The sequence below is a fragment of the Brucella gallinifaecis genome (assembly GCF_006476605.1).
In the GTDB taxonomy this organism is placed as follows: Bacteria; Pseudomonadota; Alphaproteobacteria; order Rhizobiales; family Rhizobiaceae; genus Brucella; species Brucella gallinifaecis.
Genome location: NZ_ML636820.1, coordinates 1 through 22,316 on the forward strand (window position 1 = coordinate 1; position 22,316 = coordinate 22,316).

Genomic DNA, 22,316 nt, shown 5'->3' on the forward strand with positions numbered 1-22,316 from the left:
ATCTCCATCGTATGTCAGAAACCCGATTGAATCATAACCCACTGAAATCGCTCAACCCTTTTTGGAACAGGCTCTTATAATTCAATCAAAACAGGAAACGCTCTAGAGCATCAGAATATGCCAATCTTCAAGTTCTATGAATATTCACCAAAACATTCAGAGCGCTTCAAAGCTTCAACCAGAACAGAAACCGCTCCAGAGTAATTTTTCTCAGAAAAGGTGTTTGATATGACCGCTCCAATTGCGCGCGTTCTTCTTAGGTATGGTGTTGGGTGTTTGGCCGGATTGGGCTTAATGCATCCTCAATTTGCTCATTATCTGATCAATGACCCCGAGCTGCAACTTGCATTGCAAGGGCTATTGAGTGGGGCCGGGGTAGCAGCCATAGAAGGCTGGTATGCTTTGGCCAAGCGATACGGGTGGGAAACTTAAGAGCTTGATTTTGACTGGCTTGCAGTATGTGCCGCTGGCAGAGCTTTATAAGCAGCAATTGTCACATTGTTCCATTTTCTTCAGTATACTGACACGGGATGCCATCGGCAGGCTGCGAAACTTAGCTTCTATGAAATGCTCTTGTGGATGGCGTAACAGATCAACAGGATCACACTGGAGCCCTTCCGCAATTTTCTCAAGCCAATCCTGATTGTATCGTTGTTTGCCATTTCCCAGTTTTGAAATGACGCTTTTGCTGGTTTTAATTCTCTTTGCCAGCTGCTGAGCGGATGTTTTTCGAAAATCGATCCATTCAAACAGATACAATCGCGTAGATTTATTTTTTAGAAAATCTGGCATTATTAGATATCCGTTCTCAATTCTGTTGACATCGTAGTTTCTGTTTTAGAAACTACGAATCTTTCCAAGCTTACATCGAAAGCCTTTCATTAGGATTTTATCATGCATCAATAGGGTAATCTATCTACCAGTATTTTAAGTATATTGTTTATGGAGAGGTTAGTGCAATATATAATGCCAATGATTCATTCTGATATAGTGCCATCAAATATAGTAAATAATATACCTCAGTTAGATTACGTGAATCCCAGTGATTTATATATATGCAATGATTACATAAATCGCCTGTCAGAGAAATCTATCCGGCTGATTAAGAAAATTGCATCTGAGTGGCAGTGGCTGGCATTCAAACCACCGACAGTTACAAAGTCAGGAGCGCATCTGGAGGTTGTCGATGGTTATCATACCGTAATTGCGGCAATAACACATGGAGGAATACCCGAGATTCCAGTCCTGATCGTGGATCAATGCGATAAAGCAATGCGGGCCTCGGCTCTCGTTCGCAAAACACGGGATGATCCAAAACCATCACCCATTGAGCTTTATTATACGCTCCTTGAAGCCGGCGATGAAGACGCTCTGACAGTTCACAATATTTGTCAAAGGGCGAAGATCAACATTCTTGTGCGGCCGCCAAGCGATGGAGGGTTTCAGGTAGGAGATACGCTTGCATTGGCAACAATCAAAGGCTTGCTCAGGCGCAGATATGCAATGGGTGCAAGGCGTGTGCTGGCAAAGCTTGCACCGGTTTCCGCAGGGATGATCCGCGCAATAGAGCACCTGCTTTATTCAACAGAATACCGGAACCAGATTACGGAAAATGATCTGCCAGACATCATTATTGGTCTGGGAGGGCGGCTTGCAACAGAGGCCAAGCGGTTTTCCGAAGAGCACAAAATACTGCAATGGCGCGCCATTGCTTCAATCATATTCATGAACAGGAGGAAAAACAAGAAATAGACAGTAATAATGTGTATTAATGATATTTTAGAACATAAATATTTTTTATTAATTTTTCTTCAATTAAAACAAAGGCTTGTTACAATGGGTAGTTCACCATTTAATATAAAAATCGATTTTTCAAAACCATCCGACAATGTAGTGGGCAGCGGCGGCGCAGACAATGTTGTCATTACGGATGAAGCAATCGCTGAATTTCAACTTAATGAAGATACATTCAAAAAGCATTTGAAAAAATTTAGCACTAAATATCATGTCTTCGATTACTTGTATTTTAAGGATCCTACACCACTAAACGTATGTAGTGGTGGTAACAATGCTTTTGCTAAATTCCAAAGGTCACCAACAACAACATCTACTTGCTATCAACGGGCTGATCCCATCAGCTTTGATGGAAGTTCTGAACAGCTTATGGTTATCACCTCAGCGACTTGGAACAATGATACCAGAGAGCCCGCTACATTTTCTGAAACCTTAAAAAAGGAAATTGCGATAACCAGTCAGACTGAGTGGTCAGCTGGTGCAAAATTGGGGCTTGATCAAGAAATTTCGTATGAATTTTTTGGTTTGGGCGGTAAAACAACTGTTAAAGTAGAGGAGAGTTTTGGACGGGCCAGTCGGAATAGAAAAAAAATAACGGTTGGTACGACTTCAGCAGTTTCACAAGTTGTACAACCAGGCCAAACGGTTATTGCCGAGCTTGTTGCTTATCAGAGCAAAGCTAAAGTGCGTTTGTTTTTTAAAACAGCGATCAATAGAAATTCATCAGGCTATTTAAAACAAAATGATGTAGATTATTGTAATTTCATTCCATCTATTGAAATGCTAGAGTCTCTTAAAATGCCAACTGAAAAGGTTTGTTACTGCGACGTGGAATGTGACTATTATAGCAAGATTGAAATCCGATTGCGGAATCCCGAAACAAACAATGTCCTCACTGCGTTCCCAGCCAGTTTTTGGTAATAGAGGCCACTCATTAGATTAAAAATGTCAGACTCCGGGGAAGTGGCTCTGTTGCAAAAATCCGTTTAGAGCGTTTCCCCATTTCACTGAATAACTACCGGCTGATGCCGGTAGTTATTCAGTGAGCCTATTTGGGCCGGAGCAAGATTTGTTCCCGCTGACACGCTAGGCTCGTGGAACTAAAGTAAGCCTCATATTGTTGGTTGTGCCGCAAATTTTTCATCAGGTTCAAAGCGGCCTGATCTTCAGACGCAATTATGCTGCGAGCTCCGCAAATCTTTCGAATGGGGAGATGTTATCATTTGCGAATTGCTTCTTGCGGATCATATGTGCCACTTCGATGCCCGCGATTGTCGCTGAGGCCGAATGAAATGCCTTGAAGCCCAACATGTGTTTGGTAATTCGCTTGATAAACCGGTGATCCTGCTCAAGGATATTGTTGAGATATTTAACCTGCAGGATTTCAATCATCTTGCTGTGACCGGTGATTTTCATGATTGTGTTTATAGCCTGTGCTCCGGCCAGATTGGCTCCGCTTTTATCAATGACAATTTTGTCTGGAACACCGTTGCTAGCGATGGCTTTGTTGAAGAAACGCCGTGCAGCACCGAGGTTTCGGCGTTCGGCGAGCATGAAATCAAGCGTTTGCCCGTCACGATCAACGGCCCGGTATAAGTAAACCCATTTGCTACGGACTTTGAGATAGGTCTCGTCAACGCGCCAGGATCCAAGCGTTAGGCGTTTACGTTTTTGTGCCTGATCTGCGATCTGGGGCGCGTAACGAACAACCCAACGGTTCAAGGTTGCATGGTCAACCTCGACACCACGTTCAGCCATGATCTCCTGAAGATCACGATAGGAGCCACGATAGCGAACGTAAAAGAAAACAGCATAGAGGATGACACTTTTGGGAAAATGAGCCCCTTTGAAATCGATCGCCATCCTGTTCACCTCATTCAATTATGCGCACAGAAGAGACAATGGCCCCGCAGAGGTGAAAGTTTTGCGACAGAACCTGGCACATTGATGACACCGAGCGGGCGACCACTCCATCACGTACTTTCAATCTACCCGCAATTAATCCAAACTATATTGCTAACAATTCAGTAGGATTGTAAATTATATGAATATTATCAAATATTTAATCGTGTGATGAGCCTGATTCGATTTTAGGTTGAAGGCGGCTCGGCACTCCGGGGGAATTCCATAAAACTGATTGAGATCTATCGCGATTAGAAGCATCTTTGTGCGCTTGCCTTAGGTGCCGCGACGCGGGTGGATACCAAGGGACGGGGCGGCGTCATGTCAGACGAAAAGCGTGTACGTGCATTTGGGGCGTCGAAAAGTAAATCGGCGCGGCTTGCCGTTCTGGTGAGCATGCAGATCGCGATAAGTATCCCAGCAGCTTATGCGGAAGACCCGCTGCCACAACCTTCAAAGACATCATCGATTGGCCAAACTGTTACAAATCCCGTCACTGGTTACACGACAACAGTCAGCTCCTTAAGGGTAGATCCGGCCGGAACGGCGACCGCTGGCAATACTGCCTTCGTTCAAACAGCGGATGGTTATACTTTCCTCGTTAAAACCGAAGGCGAGGTATTCTACAACAGCGATGCTCCGCCTGTGGCATTCGTCGTGGCATCGGTTGACGGCGATAAGGCTGTTGTTACCAGTACTCAGGCCACAGGCAGTGCCGAATTCGCCCTCGTTCAGTCCACGGTAGATTTCAATGACAGTTTCAATAGTTCGGGTTCAGAAGGGATACTGACGCCTCCTGTTGATGTGGCCGGGCCAAACGGAGTGAAACAGGTCAATTATGGTAAGAACGGCAGTAATGGCCGTGCTGGCGCGTTGTTTGTCCCACCCTCATCAGGTGGCAATGGTGCGACAGGCCAGACCAACACACAGACGCTGAGTGGCAACGTCAATGCCACCTCTAATATAGGCTGGGAAATCGGTAGTGTTGGGGGCAACGGCGGCAAGGGAGGTAATTCCTATGCGAGCTTCTGGAGTGGTCGCGATGGTGGTGACGGAGGAGCAGGCGGCAATGTTAACGCCACGCAGTCCTCGTCAAGCACAATCAAAACAACCGGCGATGCGAACCATGGTATTTTTGCTTATAGCCGAAGCGGTGAAGCAGGCGATGGCGGCGGTGGTTTTGCGGCGCCTGGCGGTGGCACCGGTGGACATTCTTCAAATGGCGGCAATGTCACAGTCAACCAGTATGGGAAAATCTCAACCGACGGCCAGAATGCCCATGGTATCTATGCTCTGAGCGTGAGCAACAATGGTGGCAATGGTGGCGACCAATGGGGACTCGTCGGTGAAGCTGGGAGCGGCGGTTATGGGGGCAATGGCGGTCAGGTAAACGTCAACACCTATGCAGGCGCACAGATCCTAACGGAACAAGATTATTCCAATGGTATCTTCGCGCAGTCGATTGGCGGTTCAGGCGGTTCAGCTGGAACCAGCGGAAACTTGCTCGTCTCGCTGATTGGTCAAGCAGACAATGGCGGAAATGGTGGTGCAGTCACTGTCAGCAATGGTGGTGCAATCCAGACCAAAGGTGTGGCATCACGCGGCATCATGGCGCAATCGATTGGCGGCGGCGGCGGTGCGGGCGGTACAGCCGCAGGTCTCGTCGCACTTGCCATGGGCGGCGTCGGATCGAATGGTGGCTTGGGCGGCGCAGTGAGCGTGACGAACACGGGAAGCGGAGTGATCCACACAATAGGTAATCTCGCCGACGGGATTATGGCGCAGTCAATTGGCGGTTCTGGTGGCCAGGGCGCCGATGCCTATGGTCTGGTCAGCATAGGCGGAAATGGGTCGAAAGGAGGTAGCGGTTCTACCGTCTCGGTTACAAATAACGGTCGTATCGATACTGAAGGTGATGGCGCTCGCGGCATTATTGCGCAATCGATTGGCGGCGGCGGCGGTGATGGCGGCTCCAGCGGCGGTATGGTTGCGGTCGGCGGTAGTGGTAATGGCGGCGGAGCCGGATCAACGGTCAGTGTCACCAATGACGGTCTGATCACGACCAAGGGCGATGATGCCATGGGCATTCTTGCACAATCGATTGGTGGCGGTGGCGGCAATGGCGGTTCGTCGGGTTCTGTTGGCCTTTTCGCGGGCGTGGGAATTGGTGGCAAAGGCGGCGCAGGTGGCGCGGGCGGCAACGTCAATGTGACCCTGTCCGACACGGATGCCAGCCAGCCCTCATTGATAATGACGTCGGGTGATCGCTCAACCGGCGTATTCATCCAATCAATCGGTGGCGGCGGCGGCAATGGCGGTGGCGCGGTCAGCATAGCCGTCGGTGCATTTGGCGCGGCTTCGGTTTCGGTTGGTGGCGCAGGTGGCAGCGGCGGTGCCGGCGGCACTGCAATCCTGACTGGAAGTGGTAACGCAGCTGTTCAAACTGCAGGTGTTGATGCAGCGGGCATCTTGTTGCAATCGATCGGCGGCGGTGGCGGTAACGGTGGTTACGCGATCTCGGCAGCTGCTTCTGCTGGGCCTGTTTCGGGTTCCTTGGCAGTTGGGGTTGGTGGCTCTGGCGGATCAGGCGGTGCTGGCGGCGAGGTGCGCGTCGGTGAAGTTGATGGTAGCGGTAACCTGATTTCTTCCGGATTTTCCGGCAGTGTTGTAACAACCGGCGAACGTTCGGCTGGAATGATTTTCCAGTCAGTAGGCGGTGGTGGCGGCAATGGCGGTTTAGCGGTGGCTGCAACTGGCAGTGGCTCGCTGATCTTTTCGGGCAGCGTTTCTGTTGGTGTCGGCGGTTCAGGCGGCAATGGCGGCAATGGTGGCCTTGTCCGCGTTTACACTGATGCAGATATTACCACGCGTGGTAACAGCTCATCCGCGTTGCTTGCACAATCAATCGGCGGTGGCGGCGGTAATGGCGGCGGCAGCATTGCTGCTGGCGTGGCTGCGAGCGGTGGTGGTGCAGGAACCATCAGCGCAGGTGTTGGCGGCAGCGGCTCTGGCGGTGGCACAGGTGGTACAGTTAATCTTATTGCCGGTGGCGATCTCATTCGGACCACTGGCCAGTTTTCGACCGCAATCGTTGCTCAATCTGTGGGTGGCGGTGGCGGCAATGGCGGCTACACGATTGCTGCAGGTGCTGCAGGTGCCGGTGCTGGCGCGGGCGCTGTTAATGTCGGTGTAGGCGGTTCCGCGGCTGGCGGTGGTGCCGGCGGCGCGGTCAATGCTCAGGTCGATGCTGTCGTTGTCACTGAGAACGACGATTCTGGAGCTATTCTTATCCAGTCGATTGGCGGCGGCGGCGGTAATGGCGGCTTCTCGATTGCGGCCGGTGCAGCCGGTGCAGGTGCCGGTGCGGGCAGTGTTTCTGTTGGACTTGGCGGTTCAGCGGGTGCCGGTGGTGCTGGTGGCACAGTTGCAGCGCAGATCAACAAGAATGTTGGAACACAGGGTAATCGCTCCGCAGGTGTGGTTGCACAATCGATTGGCGGCGGCGGTGGCAATGGCGGCTTCTCCGTTTCAGGTTCGGTATCAGGGGCTGGTGCGGGCAGCGGCTCGATTTCGGTCGGACTAAGCGGATCGGGAGGCAGCGGCGGTGACGGTTCCACGGTTACGGCGACGGTCGACGGTAACGTAACGACGGAAGGTGATGACTCTACAGCTATTCTTGCCCAGTCGATTGGCGGCGGCGGTGGTAATGGTGGTTTCAACGTTTCCGGTTCGATTGCAGGTTCGGGCACCGGTGCTGGCACGGTCAGTGTCGGGCTTGGTGGTTCGGGTGCTGGCGGGGGCAACGGTGGTTCGGTCACTGCTACCTCAAACGGAAAAATTCTGACGGAAGGCTTTGCTTCATCTGGCTTTGTCGCACAATCGATTGGCGGTGGCGGCGGTAATGGCGGCTTTAATGTCAGTGCCGGTGTTTCGGCAGCTGGCGTCGGTGCTGGCTCGGTCAGCGTCGGCCTTGGCGGTAGCGGTTCAGGTGGTGGCGATGGTTCCATTGTTATTGCAAAGACCAATGCTAATATCGAAACACGTGGCGCAGCATCTACTGGCGTTCTCGCTCAGTCGATTGGCGGTGGTGGCGGTAACGGTGGTTTCAATATCACTCCGTCGCTGTCAGGCGCCGGGACCGGATCGGGTGCAATCTCGGTTGGCCTTGGTGGCAGCGGTGCTGGTGGTGGCAATGGCGGTAAAGTCGATTTGACCGTCAAAAATGATGTCCTTACACGAGGCGCGCAGTCGTCGGCCGTCGTGGCTCAGTCCATTGGCGGCGGCGGCGGTAATGGCGGCTTCAATGTGACAGCAGCAGGAAGCGGTGCAGGTACTGGTTCTGGAGCTGTAAGTGTCGGGCTTGGTGGAAGCAGTGGCGCGGGCGGCACAGGTGGCGAGGTCGACAGTCATGTGACCGGCAATTTGGCCACGCTTGGTGATCAGTCTACAGGCCTTCTCGTGCAGTCGCTTGGCGGCGGCGGTGGTAATGGTGGCATGAATATATCAGCGACCGTTGCGGTTGCTGGAACAGGCTCAGGTGGTGCTGCGGTGGGGCTTGGCGGCTCAGGCGGTTCGGGCGGCGCTTCGGGCGCAGCGACTTCTGTTCTAACCGGTGATGTAATCACTGAAGGTGACAGTTCTTCTGCCGTTGTCGTCCAATCCTTGGGCGGTGGCGGCGGCAACGGCGGCATGAATGTATCGGGCACGGTCACCGTTGCCGGAACAGGTTCAGGTGGTGTCTCGGTCGGTATTGGTGGCAGCGGTGGCGATGGTGGCAACGCAGGTGCCGCCGATAGCACCATTGATGGTAATGTCCAGACATTCGGCGATGATGCGAGCGGTGTTGTTGTTCAGTCTGCTGGCGGCGGTGGAGGCAATGGTGCCATCAATATTTCCGGCGTGGTTAGTGTATCTGGCAACGGCTCCGGTGCAGCCAGCGTCGGTATCGGTGGTTCCGGCGGTTCCGGCGGAACAGGTGCATCTGCTTCAAACAATATGACCGGCGACATCTTTACCAAGGGTGATCGTTCCGGCGGTGTAATTGTGCAGTCGCTTGGCGGCGGTGGTGGCAATGGTGGTATCAATGTAACGGGTGCCGTGAGCCTTGCTGCACAAAATAGCGGGGCTGTCGGTCTGGGTATTGGCGGTTTTGGCGGCTCCGGTGGCAGTGCCTCTACTGCAAGTAACGATCTTACAGGCAATGTCACGACACAGGGCGCAGATGCGACTGGTGTTCTTGTGCAGTCAGTCGGAGGTGGCGGAGGCAATGGTGGCATCAATGTCAGCGGCACGCTCAGCATCTCTGGTAATGGGTCGGGTGTTGCGGCTGTCGGTGTCGGTGGTTTCGGCGGTGATGGTGGTTTTGCAGGTGATGTGACCGGCAAATATGACGGCATCGTTGTTACATCTGGCGACCGTTCTTCGGGTATTGTTGCTCAAAGCCTTGGCGGCGGCGGCGGTAATGGTGGCATCAACATTTCCGGCGGGCTTTCAGTGGCACCACAGTTCTCCGGTGCCCTCGGATTCGGCATCGGTGGCTTCGGTGGAAACGGCGGCGTTGCTGGATCTGTCGATCAGACCGTGATTGGCTATGTGGAAACCCATGGCGTAGATTCCATTGGTATTCTCAGCCAGAGCCTTGGTGGTGGCGGCGGCAATGGCGGTTTGAATGTCAGTGGGGCTGTTTCTCTGTCTCGGCAAACAAGTGCTGCCATGGCCCTTGGCGTCGGTGGTTTTGGCGGTGGCGGTGCCGATGCAGGTGCATTGACAGCTTCAGACGCCACCGGTGGCGTGTTGACTTTTGGCGACAGAAGCTCGGCCATTGTTACACAAAGTTTGGGCGGAGGCGGCGGCAATGGCGGCATGACCGTGGCCGGAACGCTTAATCTAAGTCAGCAGAACGGCGGTGCTGCATCGCTTGGTCTCGGCGGATTCGGCGGCGGCGGCGGTAACGGCGGCAATGTGACGAGCAAAGTGCGTGTCACAAACACCTATGACAACATCACGACCATTGGCGATGAAAGCATCGCTGTCATGGCGCAATCGGTTGGCGGTGGTGGTGGTACTGGTGGTATCAATGTCGCTGGTGCGGTTAGCTTGACTGGCCAATCGGGCGCTGCTGTAGCGCTTGGCGTTGGTGGTTTTGGTGGCGCAGGCGGCGATGCAGGTTCGGTTGGGCTTGATGTGATTGGAACCGTCAACACATTCGGTGACCGTTCCACGGGCCTTCTGGCGCAAAGCCTTGGCGGCGGTGGTGGTGTCGGCGGCACCAATATTTCCGGTTCGCTGTCTTTGACCAAACCATCAGGCTCGAGCACGATTTTTTCCGTCTCGGCGGGTGTGGGTGGCTTTGGTGGCGGTGGTGGCGATGCCGGTGCGGTTGATCTTTCCTATACTGGTTTGTTGACTACGCTGCCGCGCACCATCAACAGCGATGGTAGCGTTACGTTTAATGAAACGCAGGGTGCAGACGGCGTGGTCGCGCAATCGATTGGTGGTGGCGGCGGGCAGGGAGGACTGAATGTCAGTGGCGGGGTTGCGATCAGTGGCAAGCCGGGCGAAGGCCAGCCTGACGCGAGCAAGTCCTATGGCGTTCTAATCGGCATCGGCGGTTTCGGCGGCACTGGCGGCAATGCCAGCACAGTGGATGTCAATATCGGTGCAGGCAGCACAATTTTGTCCCACGGCAGCGGTCGATCCGGCATTCTGGCGCAGTCGGTTGGCGGCGGCGGTGGTAATGGCGGCATGAATGTTAGTGGTGGCATTGTTTCTGATACTTCACTTACTGCCGGGGTTGGTGGTTTCGCTGCGAATGCGGGGGTAGGAAAAGACGTTAGCGTTAGTTCCCGTGCCAATATTATTGTAGGAGCGCCAGCTAACTCCGATGATAAATCATCAGGCGTCCAAAGTTCGGCTGGAATTCTTGCACAGTCGATCGGCGGCGGTGGCGGCACTGGCGGCCTCAATGTCTCTGGCAGTGCGGCCATTAGCAAGGACGGTAAGATTCCTGCCTTAACTCTCGGTGTTGGAGGTTTCGGTGGTGCTGGCAGCATATCTGGTAATGTGGTGGTCGATCAGGTTGGTAGTATAAAAGTCAACGGTAACTGGAAACACGGCATTCTGGCGCAATCCATCGCTGGAGGTGGCGGTAATGGCGCACTCAATGTCAGCGGGCAGCTGAATTGGGGTAGCTCAGATAATTCAGGCAGTGCGACAGATATGAGCATTGTTGTGGGTGTAGGCGGCTCTAGTGGTACGGGTGCGAACTCCGGCACCGTCAAAGTCATCTCTGTAGGGGAGATCAAGACTGATGGTGATCAGGCCCGTGGCATCTTTGCGCAATCGATTGGCGGCGGCGGCGGTACGGGCGGCATGAATGTCAGTGCTGTTGTTACCAAGGATAGCAGCCCGGTTGCCATAAGTGTTGGTGGCAAAGGCTCTGGAGGTGGCGACGCCAGTGAAGTTAATATCACACGCGGGAGCAAGGCCCAATCGGCAGGTGTGATCGAGACTAATGGTCTTAATGCTCATGGCATTGAGGCGAACAGTATTGGTGGGGGCGGCGGCAATTCGGGGGTTACCATAACCCGGGGTGTGAGTAAGACTAAGGCTCCAGGCGATGACAATGAAGAGAACAGCAGCGTTACAACTGATGCCGAGAGCAGCGAGACCAAGTCAAACTATTCAGTAACGCTGGCCATTGGTGGAGATGGCGGCAATGCGGGGCGGGGGGGAGAGGTGGCGATTTCCAATGTTGGGGAAATTGTTACGCATAAAGACGGAAGTCACGGCATTTTTGCGCAATCGATCGGTGGCGGTGGTGGCAATGCTGCCTCGAATACTGGGTTGTTTTCTGAAGGACTGGGTCTGGAAAAATGGATAGGTGGTGGCAAAACTACTTCGGATGCGGGTGCTGTCTTAGAAGAACTGCTTTCGGAGCAGGGAGAGGAAGCTTCTACGAAGGGCATCAGTATAGCAGTTGGTGGCGGCACTGGCGCGGGGGGGGCTAGTTCCGATGTCGCTGTTCAACATTCAGGTGCAGTTGATACGCAAGGCGCTGATTCACACGGGATATTTGCACAATCGGTTGGCGGTGGGGGCGGTAATGCCGGTAGTAATTCGCTTAAAACAGGTGGGAATAATGGCAATGCCACTATCTCAATCGGTCGTTATGGTGGAACGGGCGGCACGGCTGGTGATGTCAGGATTACAAGCGGTGGCGCAATACACACACAAGGTAATCGTTCTCATGGCTTGTTTGCACAGTCTATCGGCAATGGCGGTGGAAATTCAACGACTATTTCAGCGTCCCTAAGTACACCTAAGAACAAAGATGATAAAAGTAATAGTTTTGCAGTTAACGTTGGGTTGGAAGGCGGCAGTGGTGGCAAAGCTGGCAATGTAAAGATCGATGCTGATGGTTCGTTGTACACACAGGGCAACGGTGCGCATGGTATCTTTGCCCAGTCAGTTGGCGGTGGTGGCGGCAATGCTGGTGGTGCGACTGGCTCGGCTGGTAAGGCGACGTCGTACTCACTGAATATTGGCGGGAAAGGCGGCACCGGCGGAGTTTCTGGAGAGGTTGATGTGGCCAGCAAGGCCCGTATTGTGACAGAGGGCAGCACCTCGATGGGTATTTTTGCTCAGTCAATAGGTGGTACAGGAGGCACCGGTGGCTTTGCAAACTCTGGTGTGTCCCGACGCAACATCGCAAAAAATATCGTGAAAGGCGACTCAATTGGCACGGCGATGTCGCTTAATATTGGCGGCTCAGGCGGGGAAGGTATGGAGTCACGCAACGTTACCGTAACCAATGGCAACGTGCTTACAACCAGGGGAGACGGTGCTCATGGTATCATGGCTCAATCGGTTGGCGGTGGCGGTGGCAAAGGGGGGCTGATTGAAAACCTCAATGTTAGCCTTCGCTCGACCATTGCCAGCACAATTACGCTTTCAATTGGTGGGACTGGTGGAATGGGAGCAAAATCTGGCGATGTCAGCGTGACCAACACCAGCGATATCGGCACTCAGGGCAAAACTGCCAATGGTATATTTGCCCAAGCTGTTGGCGGCGGCGGTGGCGATGCACAACATGTGCGCAATATCGTAGCCGGAAGTGATGCCGATAACAGCACACGTAACGCTTTGCTCATTGGTGGTTCAGGCGGCAGCGGTGGAGCTGCCGGCAAAGTCGATGTCAAGAATGCGACCGGTGCAAGGATCATCACTGATGGTGACGAAAGCCACGGAATTTTCGCGCAATCCATTGGCGGCGGCGGCGGTAACGGTGGCGAAGTTCTTTCAGTTACGGTGACCAAGCCTTCAAGCACAGCCAATAGCGAACAGGGCTTGCAATTGGGGATTGGTGGTTCCGGTTCAGATGGTGGCACGGGTGGTGCAGTCGATGTCGTCAATGACGGTTTGATCGTGACACGCGGCGATAAAGCTCATGGCATTCTTGCCCAATCCATCGGCGGTGGTGGCGGTAATGGTGGTTATTCCATTACCGGTAGTCTTGCTTTGCAAAAAGGTGCCGAAACCAATCCGTCAATGGCGTTGAATATTGGCGGATCAGGTGGTAGCGGAAATGCAGCGGGAACTGTTATCGTCACCAACACAGGCGAAATCAACGTGTCAGGATTACAATCCTATGGCGTTTTGGCTCAGTCAGTCGGTGGCGGCGGCGGCAATGGCGGCATGGCAGTGGCATTGTCGCTTAACGATCTGGTCAATCAGGCCAGAGGTCAATCCTACTCCAAGATCGCAATTGGTGGAGCTGGTGGTGATGGGGCTGATGGCGGAGATGTTACCGTCAATCATAGCGGGACTATCCGAGTCAGTGGTGAAAACAGCTATGGTATTTTCGCACAGTCGGTCGGCGGTGGCGGTGGCAATGCAGCACTCTCCATCTCCACGCCTGCTGTCATGGCCGCGGACTATATCATCTCGACAGCACTTGGTGCTCGTACAGGCACCAAAGGATCGGCAGGGGAGGTTACTGTAAACAGCAGCGGTGATATCATCGTCACCGGTGCAGGCAGCCAGGCGATCTTTAGTCAGTCTGTTAATGGCGGCGGCGGCAACGTTGATACGTTCCTTGATTTTGCCACGGCGTCCGAAGGAGCGACAGCCGGTGCTGCTGCGGCTTCTCTGACGAGCAGCCTGTCACTTGGTGGTAATGATGTGGATGGCAACAACGGTGCCACAATCAGTCAGTCCCACCAGGGCGATATTGTAACGACATCGGATCGCTCTGCAGGTCTGCTCATGCAGAGCATCGGTGGCGGTGGCGGTCTTTCGACAACTACGATGGCGTCCAGCATCGCCGGTGACTTCACATTGAATGCCATGCTTGGTGCGATTAACACCGATGATTCTTCCGGTGGCGATGTGATCGCAAGCCGCAAAGGCAATGTGTCCACCTTCGGTAATCTGTCTGGCGGCGGACTGGCTCAGTCTATCGGCGGCGGCGGTGGGCGGATGGTTGTTTCTGGCGCTGATCGCAGCGAAGGTTCCGGTCAACGCAATGCAATCGTTACGCTCGGTGCAGATCCATCAATGCGCAACAATGGTGGCGCAATTGAACTGGCCCTTAACGGCACGGTTTCTACACGGGGAGACAATGCAAGCGGGCAGATTGTTCAGTCGATTGGAGCGGGTGGTGGCGAAGCCTATCTCACAGGCATCGATCATGCACAGCTGACACTTGGGGCAAGGGATGGGTCGACGGGTGACGGCGGTGACATTCTGGTCGACAACAGCGGCGATATCAGCACGACAGGTGCTCGTTCCCATGGTTTTGTCCTGCAAAGTATCGGTGGAGGTGGTGGTCTTATTGGTACAAACTTGGCCAAGACAAGCATCGAGCTTCTACTTTCTGGTGACAATGCCGGTAGTGGCGGCGCAATCGATTTCACCAATCAGGGCAACCTTGTTGTCACGGGTGCGGACTCGATCGGCATCCTCGCACAAAGTCTCGGCGGCGGCGGCGCTAGTGTGGATGGTCTGTTCCACGGCAGTGCTGGCGGTAGCGGTCAGGGCGGCAGCATAACACTTGATCTGACTGGCAACATCTTGTCCCTCGGTGAACGCGGCATTGCAGTTCTTGCCCAGTCTGACGGCAAAGATGGTGCCGGTATGATTGATGTGGCGCTCGACGGCGTGATCATCGGTGGCAGCAAGGGCCAACCAAGCAATGAAGCAATGGTGGAAACTGCGGCTGTCATGATCGACGGAGGAACGGCCAATACGTTGGCATTGTCTTCAGACAGCTTTCTGATGGCACTCAATAACCGTATCATCAGCGGTAGCGACGGTTCTGATCAGGTTACGCTGAATGGACACGCCGTTGGCAATATCGATCTTGGCGGCGGCGTCAATTCGATGACAGTGACGCAAGGCGCTTCGTTCTATGCGCAAAATGAGGTTAATCTCGGTGCCTCGGGGCAACTGCGTATCGACGGAAATCTTTATCTCGGAGGCGTGGCTTATTACACACCCAATACGGCCCTAAGTGCGCGTATGGCTGGTTCAGAATTTGCGGTCACGCAGAACGTCAGCCAGACGACAGCTTTGACCGGATCACTGAGCTTTACCAATACAGCAACCTATACTGCGGATGTCTATTTCCGTCAGGATACGGTCTCGGGCGGTAATAGCGATCTGATCAATGTCACGGGCAATGCCACAATTGCGGGAACGGTCATTCCTGTGCTGCACCAGCTTGATCGCTTGCAGCCCTTGGCACTAGTGAATGCCAGCGGTGCAACTGCAGATGACGGCGCGACCGTCGTGGGCACGGCTGTGATGAGCTATGAAATCGGATTGAATGGCCCGACAGGTGATGGATCATCAATTGATCTCATTCCGCATGCCGATTTCCGTATGATCGGTATGAACCGCAATCAGACCCTGACAGCCGAACATGCAGAGCGCGTGCTTTCCGGGCAGGGATCGGTCGCGATGGGGCCAATATTCGCATTGATTGCCAACATGCAAACGAGTGGCGAAGTCCTCAATGCGATGGATAATCTCAGTTCGCAGGATTATGCAACGACTCAGGTCGATGCCCTGCAATCGGGATATCGTTTTGCGCGGACAATGGCCGCCTGTGGCTATGACAATTTCGCGGCGCGTATGGGTGATAGCAAAAACTGTTACTGGATGAGTGCAAGCACTGGCCGACTGGATCGTGATCCTTCCTTCCAGAATCGCAGCTTTGAAACACAAAGCTCCGGCGTTTATGCGGGTGTGCGAATGCCTGTGGCAGAAGACCTTTATCTGGGTATCGGAACGGGCCTCGAAGATTTCAGCCTGAGCAGTGGTGATCGGTTCTCATCTGAAGGTCAAAGGGCTTTGTTCGGTGTGTCGCTTGCGAAATATAAGGGACCATGGGAACTCTATGGCATTCTCAATGGCGGAACAGCCCGATATGACAGTACGCGACTGATCGATATCTACGGCACATTGCCGGGCGGTGATCCGGTCATCGGCGGTACCGCGACCGTCAAACAGCGGATCAGTCAAGCCAATTCCCGGATAGGAACGGCCTATCGTTATCAGCCAACAGATGGTGCGGTCTATCTTCGTCCAGCGGTGGATTTCGATGCAAGCTATCTCTATTCTGGGAGCGCAACGGAGAGTAACAGTGCCTACGGACTGCAACTCGATAGCTCGGGTCAGTGGGTTCTTTCCGCAACCCCGTCACTTGAAGTAGGTGTCGAAACTTCAATCACCAGCTCGCTTATGATGCAAGCCTATCTGCGTGGTGAAGTCAGTTTCGCCAACAAGGATGATGTCTACGTTAACGCGACATTCGCTGGAGCAAGTGGTGCAGACGGGACTTTCCGTAATTATAGTCAGTTTGGCGATATCACCGGGCGTCTGGATACAGGACTAACTTTCTACGACACGGCCAACATAACCCGTTTGACCTTCGGCTATCAGGGCCAGTGGAGTGAAAAGACCGTTGACCATACTGCAACTGTCAATCTTGGACTACGTTTTTAAATGCGAATGAGAGAAGAGAAACTATGATCCGACAGATCACGACTATGATCGCTTTTGCTGCAATGCTTGTGGGTAGCTCCGTCGCTCATGCGCAAGACCAGGTAACTGACGATGGACAGCAGGCAGAACAGAATAGTGCGCCCGCAGCGCCACTCTGGCTGACGACCTGCTCAAATCAACTGCAAACTGAACGGCTGCTTTGCGAGTTTTCGCAAAGCATTGTTTTAAGACAAGGCAATCAGAGTCAACGTGTATCGACCGCTTCGTTTACTCGTGTCGCCGGACAGTCGGAAACCAACGCAGTTTTTACTTTGCCAAACGGAGTGAGTCTACCTGAAGCTGTGAAGGTGCTGATTGATGATAAGCAGGTAGGTACACTGAAGTGGCAAAGCTGCGATGGCGGCGGTTGTTATGCGGATTCACAGGTCGATGCTAATTGGCTGAAAGCACTGCGCGCCGGCAAGACGATGACGGCCAATTTGAAAGCACGTGATGGCCGTGATCTCTCCTTCTCATTCCAGCTCGCTGGGATTTCAAAGGCCGAAGCCATGCTGCCTGCTGCGCGCTAAAAGCCGGGATTCCTTTAAAAAGCGCGAAAGAAGATCTTTCGCGGTTTTTTGAAACTGAAAAGCCTTCAAAGAAAAAATCAATCTCTCCAGCAGGCTTTGTTGCAAAATTTTTTGTCACAGAACCTTATCTCGACTTTGTACAAAATAGGCATCCATTTTAAGTGCCGCATTGAGCTTCTTTGGTGAATCAATTCGCCGCAGTTTGTGATCTTGCGTTATTCGTCTGATCGGATTCGAACTGATGCATGACCAAAATCATATTGCCAAACGGGCGCCATCCAGACATGACAACACCGCACAAACAAAGCGGATTTCACCACCAAGTTTCGCAACAGCCACTGCCTGATTGGCACCTTTACCGCCAAGACCCGTCCGTCCCATAGTAACGCATTGATGGTCTGACCGGGACGCGGAAGCGCCGCCATTCTGGCACTGACATCAACGTTCACACTGCCAAAAACAAAAATCTTCAACGCAAATCTCCATAACTGCTTTGCCGCGGACCATGACGCCGCTTACCCAACACTTCCATGGAGATGACGTAACGATGCACAAATAACAATTTGCAAAAAGACTTAGACAATAGTATGAAATAAGAGCACCTTTATAAGTTCTACGCCTCTATTTTATTACGCGTTTTGATTCATTCATAAATATTCGTCTTTTCTTTTAATCAATAAATTTGATCTGAAGAATACGGGGGAATGAATGATGATAAATACAATTAAATTATCGACTGAATTAATTGAAGAAAGTCATCGAAACGACTATTGGCGTGAAGTAACACGCCCCGCATTTGAGACCGTGAAAAACCCGAACGACGAACAAAAATCCTTTTATGGGGAAATTTCTGCCAAACAAGTCGGTGAAATCGTTCTCGGATCGACAAAGTTCAATGCGCAAAAGTATATCCGCGATCAGCGTTCAATCTCTAGTTTTGGCCTCGACAATTACATGATCCAAATCGTAACGGCAGGAACGTTACGGGGAGATTTCAACGGAGTAAGCTCACAGGCATTTGTGGGTGATATTTCCATAATGGATATGGCCTACCAGTTTCAAAGTGAAGTTTCAGCTGGATCGCGCATATCTCTCGTTTTGCCAAGATCGCATATGCAAAGAAGCGGTTTGAACGGCAATATTCATGGGCGCATCCTGACATCGGAAGATCCTTTGACAGCCTTTCTGATTGACTGTGCGCAGGGCTTCCTGAAAGTCTCGCCTCATCTCAATGAGACCCAGATTGAGGGTATTCAAAATTCAATCATCGATATGTTCACGCTCGGGTTGAACGGCAAGGAATTCAATCAAGCTGAGTCGTCAACGATCTCGCTTATAACCAAGCAAAGAATACTGGACTTTATTGACAGCAATATCGAAAGTCCAAACCTCTCAACAGATAGCATACAAAAGCGTTTCAAAATATCGCGCTCTCATTTGTATCGAATTTTTGCTGAGGATGAAGGCGTAGCTACAGCCATCAGAAACAAACGCCTGTCGCTGGCTTTCAAGCGCCTCACAGCTTCCGCTGGCAAGCGTGTGCATCTAGCAGAACTTGCTTATCAAGCCGGCTTTAGCGATTATAGCGCTTTCTCAAAACTGTTTCAGGAAAAATACGGCGAAAAGCCAACCGATATTCGCAATAAAATACAGAATAGCATTTATAATAATGTTACATATGACGGAAAAATTATAAAATATTTTAAGAATTTACGTGAATTTCATTATGGTGATGAACAATAGAAATATTTACTTCTGTAAATTGTCAGACTGAAGCACGGAGGAGATGCTGCATGAATTCAGACAAAATACAAAATATGCTTTTGCGACTGCGCCATGTAGTTGAAGACAATTTCAGACCGCTCCCCGCTCCTTCACCAGCCTTTGTCTTTTGCTTTCCCGGTTCTGATGGGATGGACGCCCTCCGACGGCCTTAATGTGGCAGAATGGATGCGTTGAGCACCATGGAGGAGCATGCGTCCATCCCATCAGAACCATGATTTGTCCTATTGGTCCATTTAATTGATATTCTTTGAAATTAGACCGTTCGGCATGACATGTCCTGAAGACTACTAAACATATTTCGTACCCATATTGGTACCATTAATATAAATTATTACAGTGACTTATAGCGGCTCTGTCGCAAAATTTTGACCTTTTCTTCGCTATTATACGTTTGATGCGGATATTCGAGCGAGGAGAATGGGGATGGCGATCGATTTCACAGGGGCACATTTCCCCAAAAGCGTCATCCTCTATGCTGTTTTCTTTTACGTCCGTTATTCTGTTTCCTATCGTGATCTGCAGGAAATCATGGCTGAACGAGGCGTAGACGTTGACCATGCAACACTGAACCGCTGGGTCGTTCGTTACGCGCCACAGATCGTAGATCAAGCACAGAAGCGTAAACGCCCAACACGCGGTTCATGGCGTATTGACGAGACCTATATAAAGGTCAAAGGGAAATGGACATATTTATATCGGGCGGTTGATCGTGATGGTCAAACTCTGGACTTCATGCTCTCTGAACGCCGAAATCTCGGTGCTGCACGGCGTTTTTTCAAGAAGGCCATGGCAAACAACGGCATCCCAACGAAGATTGTCATTGATAAAAGCGGCGCCAATCTCGCCGGAGCCCAGGCTGTAAACAACATCCTGAAAATCACGGGGCACAGCAAGATGATTGAAATTCTTCAGGTCAAATATCTCAATAACATCCTTGAGCAGGATCATCGGTTCATCAAGCGGATCACAAAGCCGATGATGGGCTTCAAAGCGTTGCATTCAGCTTCAGCAACAATCGCAGGCATCGAAGTCGCACATATGATCCGCAAGAACCAATTTGCAAATGACAACCGCTCGCCATTCGAGGTCTTTGCGGAACTCGCAGCATAAGTGTGTCCGCAGAGAAGGCCGACTATAACCCGCTAAAAAATTTGCGACAGAGCCCTTTATTCATCGGGACGACCACGAGAAAGTTATTCAGATGGCGCAGTTCCTTGGGACGCGTATTCCTGTATTGCTTGGCAATCTCGTCTCGATGGGGCTGGGCGCCATGGCCGGACATGAAGTGACACCATTAGAGGCCAAGTCCCTGCCACCCCTGCCCGAACCCGATCTGTGTGGCACGCTTTGCGATCTTATTCTCCACTCACGCTTTCCCGGTGACACAGGCGCTGCACGCTATCGTCAGGCCGCCTTCATTAGCTTCGTATTTGCAGGCAACAGGCGCGGCGAAAAAGTTACTGCGACCGATCTCGCTAAAATCGTGGATTCCCATTATTCGCAGATGGAGGTGCTGGGCAAAACCATGGAGCAGCGCGGTATGATCAAACGCGAACATGCCGTCGGGGTTGGACAAGGAAAATCAGCCAAACTTCTGTTCATCCGTGAAGATGCCGTTGAAGCTTTTGATGCGGCACACAAGGCCGCGGTCGGTATTTCATTGCTGTAAAATGAAAGCCGGAACGAATCCGGCGTCTTGAAAGCTTTGTCGCATAGATCGCAGCTTTACTTGCAACCTTCCCCAGCCCTATAGCGCGTTGGAAAGCGCAGGCTGTCTCAGGTTTCCAACACTCGATTCTGATATGTCTCGTCGGCTTCCAAATGCAGCAAAAATAATAACAATAAAGGAAACACGTTGAACTCATCAGATGACAAGGCACTCGCGAAGCGCTTCAGACGGCTTTCCGATATTTTGCAGACACAACAACGCAAACTTCTGGAAGAAGCTGCAAACTGTGATGACCTGCCAAATAAACACATCCTCAAACAGATTGCCGAGCTGGAACTGAATATCGCCGCTGTCGAGAACAATCTGGCAGAACTGCAAAAGAAATGAGTGTCAAATCTCGGCACTCCCCCATGAGCTGGGTTCAAAAGCACGAAAGCCAGAACACAGGTTACTGTGAAGCATGAGCCTTGGCTGTTATGTCAACGCCAAGGGCGCGCATCACCGCCAGTGTGGTCTTGAGCGTCGGGTTCCCGCGTTCACTAAACGAACGATAAAGCTGTTCGCGGGAGAGGCCGGTTTTGCGAGAAATTTCGGTCATGCCTTTGGCCCGAGCGACGACGCCAAGCGCCTTTGCAACATAGGCCGCATCGCCAGTTTCAAAAGCATCGGCCATGAACGCCGCAATTTCCTCATCATCGACCAGTGCTGCGGCGGGATCATAGGTAGTTAGTTTTTCAGTCATCTTGTTTGCTCCATTCGTTGGCGAGCTTTTTTGCAGCGGCAATATCGCGGCTCTGTGAGCCTTTGCTTCCGCCACATAGCAACACAATCACAATATTCCCGCGCTGCTGGAAATAGACGCGATAGCCGGGGCCGTAATGAATCCGTAGTTCGCTGATGCCTTCGCCCACCGGCTCCACGTCTCCCGGCAACCCCTCGGCCAGCCGCATCAATCGCGCCGCAATAATGGTTCTGGCTCGTTTGTCCCGTAGACGGGTTTCCCATTTGGCGAAAGTCGCCGTCTGCTTTAACTCGATCATTGAACGAATGTAGTCTAAAAACTACAGACGTGCAACTGGTCGGAAAAGAATGTCAAAGACCGCGAAAACCACAAGCGGATCTCAGGGGTATAGGAAGGGAACGCGGCGTACACATCCATGGGCTTCTTCAAGTCGAGAAATGAAGGTTTTGTCTGCCATGGATAATCTTCAGGGACAATGATCTGGGAGCTTGCTGTATTTCCTATCGCCCATTTCAGGACCTACAGCGCTGATTTTGATTTGCGCGGTCCTGCTCCGGGCTGGCCTTAGCTCTGCCGCAGCAACTCCGGCGGCTCAGGGATTGAATTACCTATATGGGGTCGTTTGCGGGAGAGGGCGAAATCCTACGTTAGCGGCCCGACTTGTCGGCAATGATCGGACTTTGTTATGGTTTGACTGACAAGGTCCTGACGACTGAGCGCATTATCGCTACCGTCTCCTCGCTCACATCAGTACCATCGAAGCTCATTATGGCCCCTGAACATTAAAGGGGCACCGATATACGGTTGGCCGACCGTTTGCGGATCGATGTTTATTTTACGGCTTTTG

The 22,316-nt window shown here is 52.1% G+C and carries 13 protein-coding genes and 1 pseudogene; 9 read left to right on the forward strand and 5 right to left on the reverse strand.

The window, feature by feature from the left end:
* The first annotated feature begins 228 nt into the window (after nt 1-228).
* Nucleotides 229-432 (forward strand): hypothetical protein, encoded by a 204-nt coding sequence (locus FHY56_RS17835; protein WP_158447783.1) that lies wholly within the window; start codon nt 229-231, stop codon nt 430-432.
* A 45-nt stretch (nt 433-477) separates the two neighbouring features.
* Here the strand turns inward: FHY56_RS17835 and FHY56_RS16955 are convergent, their stop codons facing one another.
* Nucleotides 478-792 carry a helix-turn-helix domain-containing protein gene (locus FHY56_RS16955; RefSeq protein WP_140906330.1) on the reverse strand — a complete coding sequence of 105 codons (315 nt, stop codon included), beginning with the start codon at nt 790-792 and terminating at the stop codon, nt 478-480.
* Between the two features lie 162 nt (nt 793-954).
* On the opposite strand from FHY56_RS16955, the gene FHY56_RS16960 reads away from it, so the two are divergent.
* Nucleotides 955-1,752 carry a hypothetical protein gene (locus FHY56_RS16960; RefSeq protein ID WP_158447784.1) on the forward strand — a complete coding sequence of 266 codons (798 nt, stop codon included), beginning with the start codon at nt 955-957 and terminating at the stop codon, nt 1,750-1,752.
* A gap of 9 nt (nt 1,753-1,761) precedes the next feature.
* Nucleotides 1,762-2,715 carry a hypothetical protein gene (locus tag FHY56_RS16965; protein ID WP_140906332.1) on the forward strand — a complete coding sequence of 318 codons (954 nt, stop codon included), beginning with the start codon at nt 1,762-1,764 and terminating at the stop codon, nt 2,713-2,715.
* A gap of 255 nt (nt 2,716-2,970) precedes the next feature.
* Here FHY56_RS16965 and FHY56_RS16970 read toward each other — a convergent pair whose 3' ends face one another.
* Entirely contained in the window at nt 2,971-3,657 is a 687-nt protein-coding gene (locus tag FHY56_RS16970) for an IS6 family transposase (RefSeq protein WP_140906333.1), read from the reverse strand.
* Between the two features lie 360 nt (nt 3,658-4,017).
* On the opposite strand from FHY56_RS16970, the gene FHY56_RS16975 reads away from it, so the two are divergent.
* The gene (locus tag FHY56_RS16975) at nt 4,018-16,704 is read left to right on the forward strand and encodes an autotransporter outer membrane beta-barrel domain-containing protein (protein WP_140906334.1); all 12,687 of its coding nucleotides are present in this window, start codon (nt 4,018-4,020) and stop codon (nt 16,702-16,704) included.
* 23 nt (nt 16,705-16,727) lie between these two features.
* Complete coding sequence (locus FHY56_RS16980; protein ID WP_140906335.1) at nt 16,728-17,273, forward strand: invasion associated locus B family protein; 546 nt, start codon at nt 16,728-16,730, stop codon at nt 17,271-17,273.
* 291 nt (nt 17,274-17,564) lie between these two features.
* Here the strand turns inward: FHY56_RS16980 and FHY56_RS16985 are convergent.
* Nucleotides 17,565-17,746 (reverse strand): annotated as a pseudogene (locus tag FHY56_RS16985) (PfkB family carbohydrate kinase); the annotation flags it as partial.
* A gap of 235 nt (nt 17,747-17,981) precedes the next feature.
* Here FHY56_RS16985 and FHY56_RS16990 point away from each other — a divergent pair.
* The 4 genes from FHY56_RS16990 (at nt 17,982) to FHY56_RS17005 (ending at nt 21,114) form a co-directional block, all read left to right on the forward strand.
* Nucleotides 17,982-19,016: a helix-turn-helix domain-containing protein gene (locus FHY56_RS16990; protein ID WP_140906336.1), complete on the forward strand. Its 1,035-nt coding sequence runs from the start codon at nt 17,982-17,984 to the stop codon at nt 19,014-19,016.
* 465 nt (nt 19,017-19,481) lie between these two features.
* Complete coding sequence (locus tag FHY56_RS16995; RefSeq protein WP_140906337.1) at nt 19,482-20,168, forward strand: IS6 family transposase; 687 nt, start codon at nt 19,482-19,484, stop codon at nt 20,166-20,168.
* Between the two features lie 91 nt (nt 20,169-20,259).
* On the forward strand, nt 20,260-20,727 hold the full coding sequence (locus FHY56_RS17000; RefSeq protein ID WP_140906338.1) for a hypothetical protein: 468 nt from the start codon (nt 20,260-20,262) through the stop codon (nt 20,725-20,727).
* 186 nt (nt 20,728-20,913) lie between these two features.
* Nucleotides 20,914-21,114, forward strand: a complete 201-nt coding sequence (locus FHY56_RS17005) for a hypothetical protein (protein WP_140906339.1) — start codon at nt 20,914-20,916, stop codon at nt 21,112-21,114.
* A 61-nt stretch (nt 21,115-21,175) separates the two neighbouring features.
* Here the strand turns inward: FHY56_RS17005 and FHY56_RS17010 are convergent, their stop codons facing one another.
* Both FHY56_RS17010 and FHY56_RS17015 read right to left on the reverse strand, forming a co-directional pair.
* A complete protein-coding gene (locus FHY56_RS17010) occupies nt 21,176-21,469 on the reverse strand; it encodes an addiction module antidote protein (protein WP_140906340.1) in 294 nt (97 codons plus the stop codon).
* Nucleotides 21,462-21,767, reverse strand: coding sequence for a type II toxin-antitoxin system RelE/ParE family toxin (locus FHY56_RS17015; protein ID WP_140906341.1), 306 nt, complete (start codon nt 21,765-21,767; stop codon nt 21,462-21,464). The genes FHY56_RS17010 and FHY56_RS17015 overlap by 8 nt, the downstream gene beginning before the upstream one ends.
* Nucleotides 21,768-22,316: the final 549 nt, after the last annotated feature.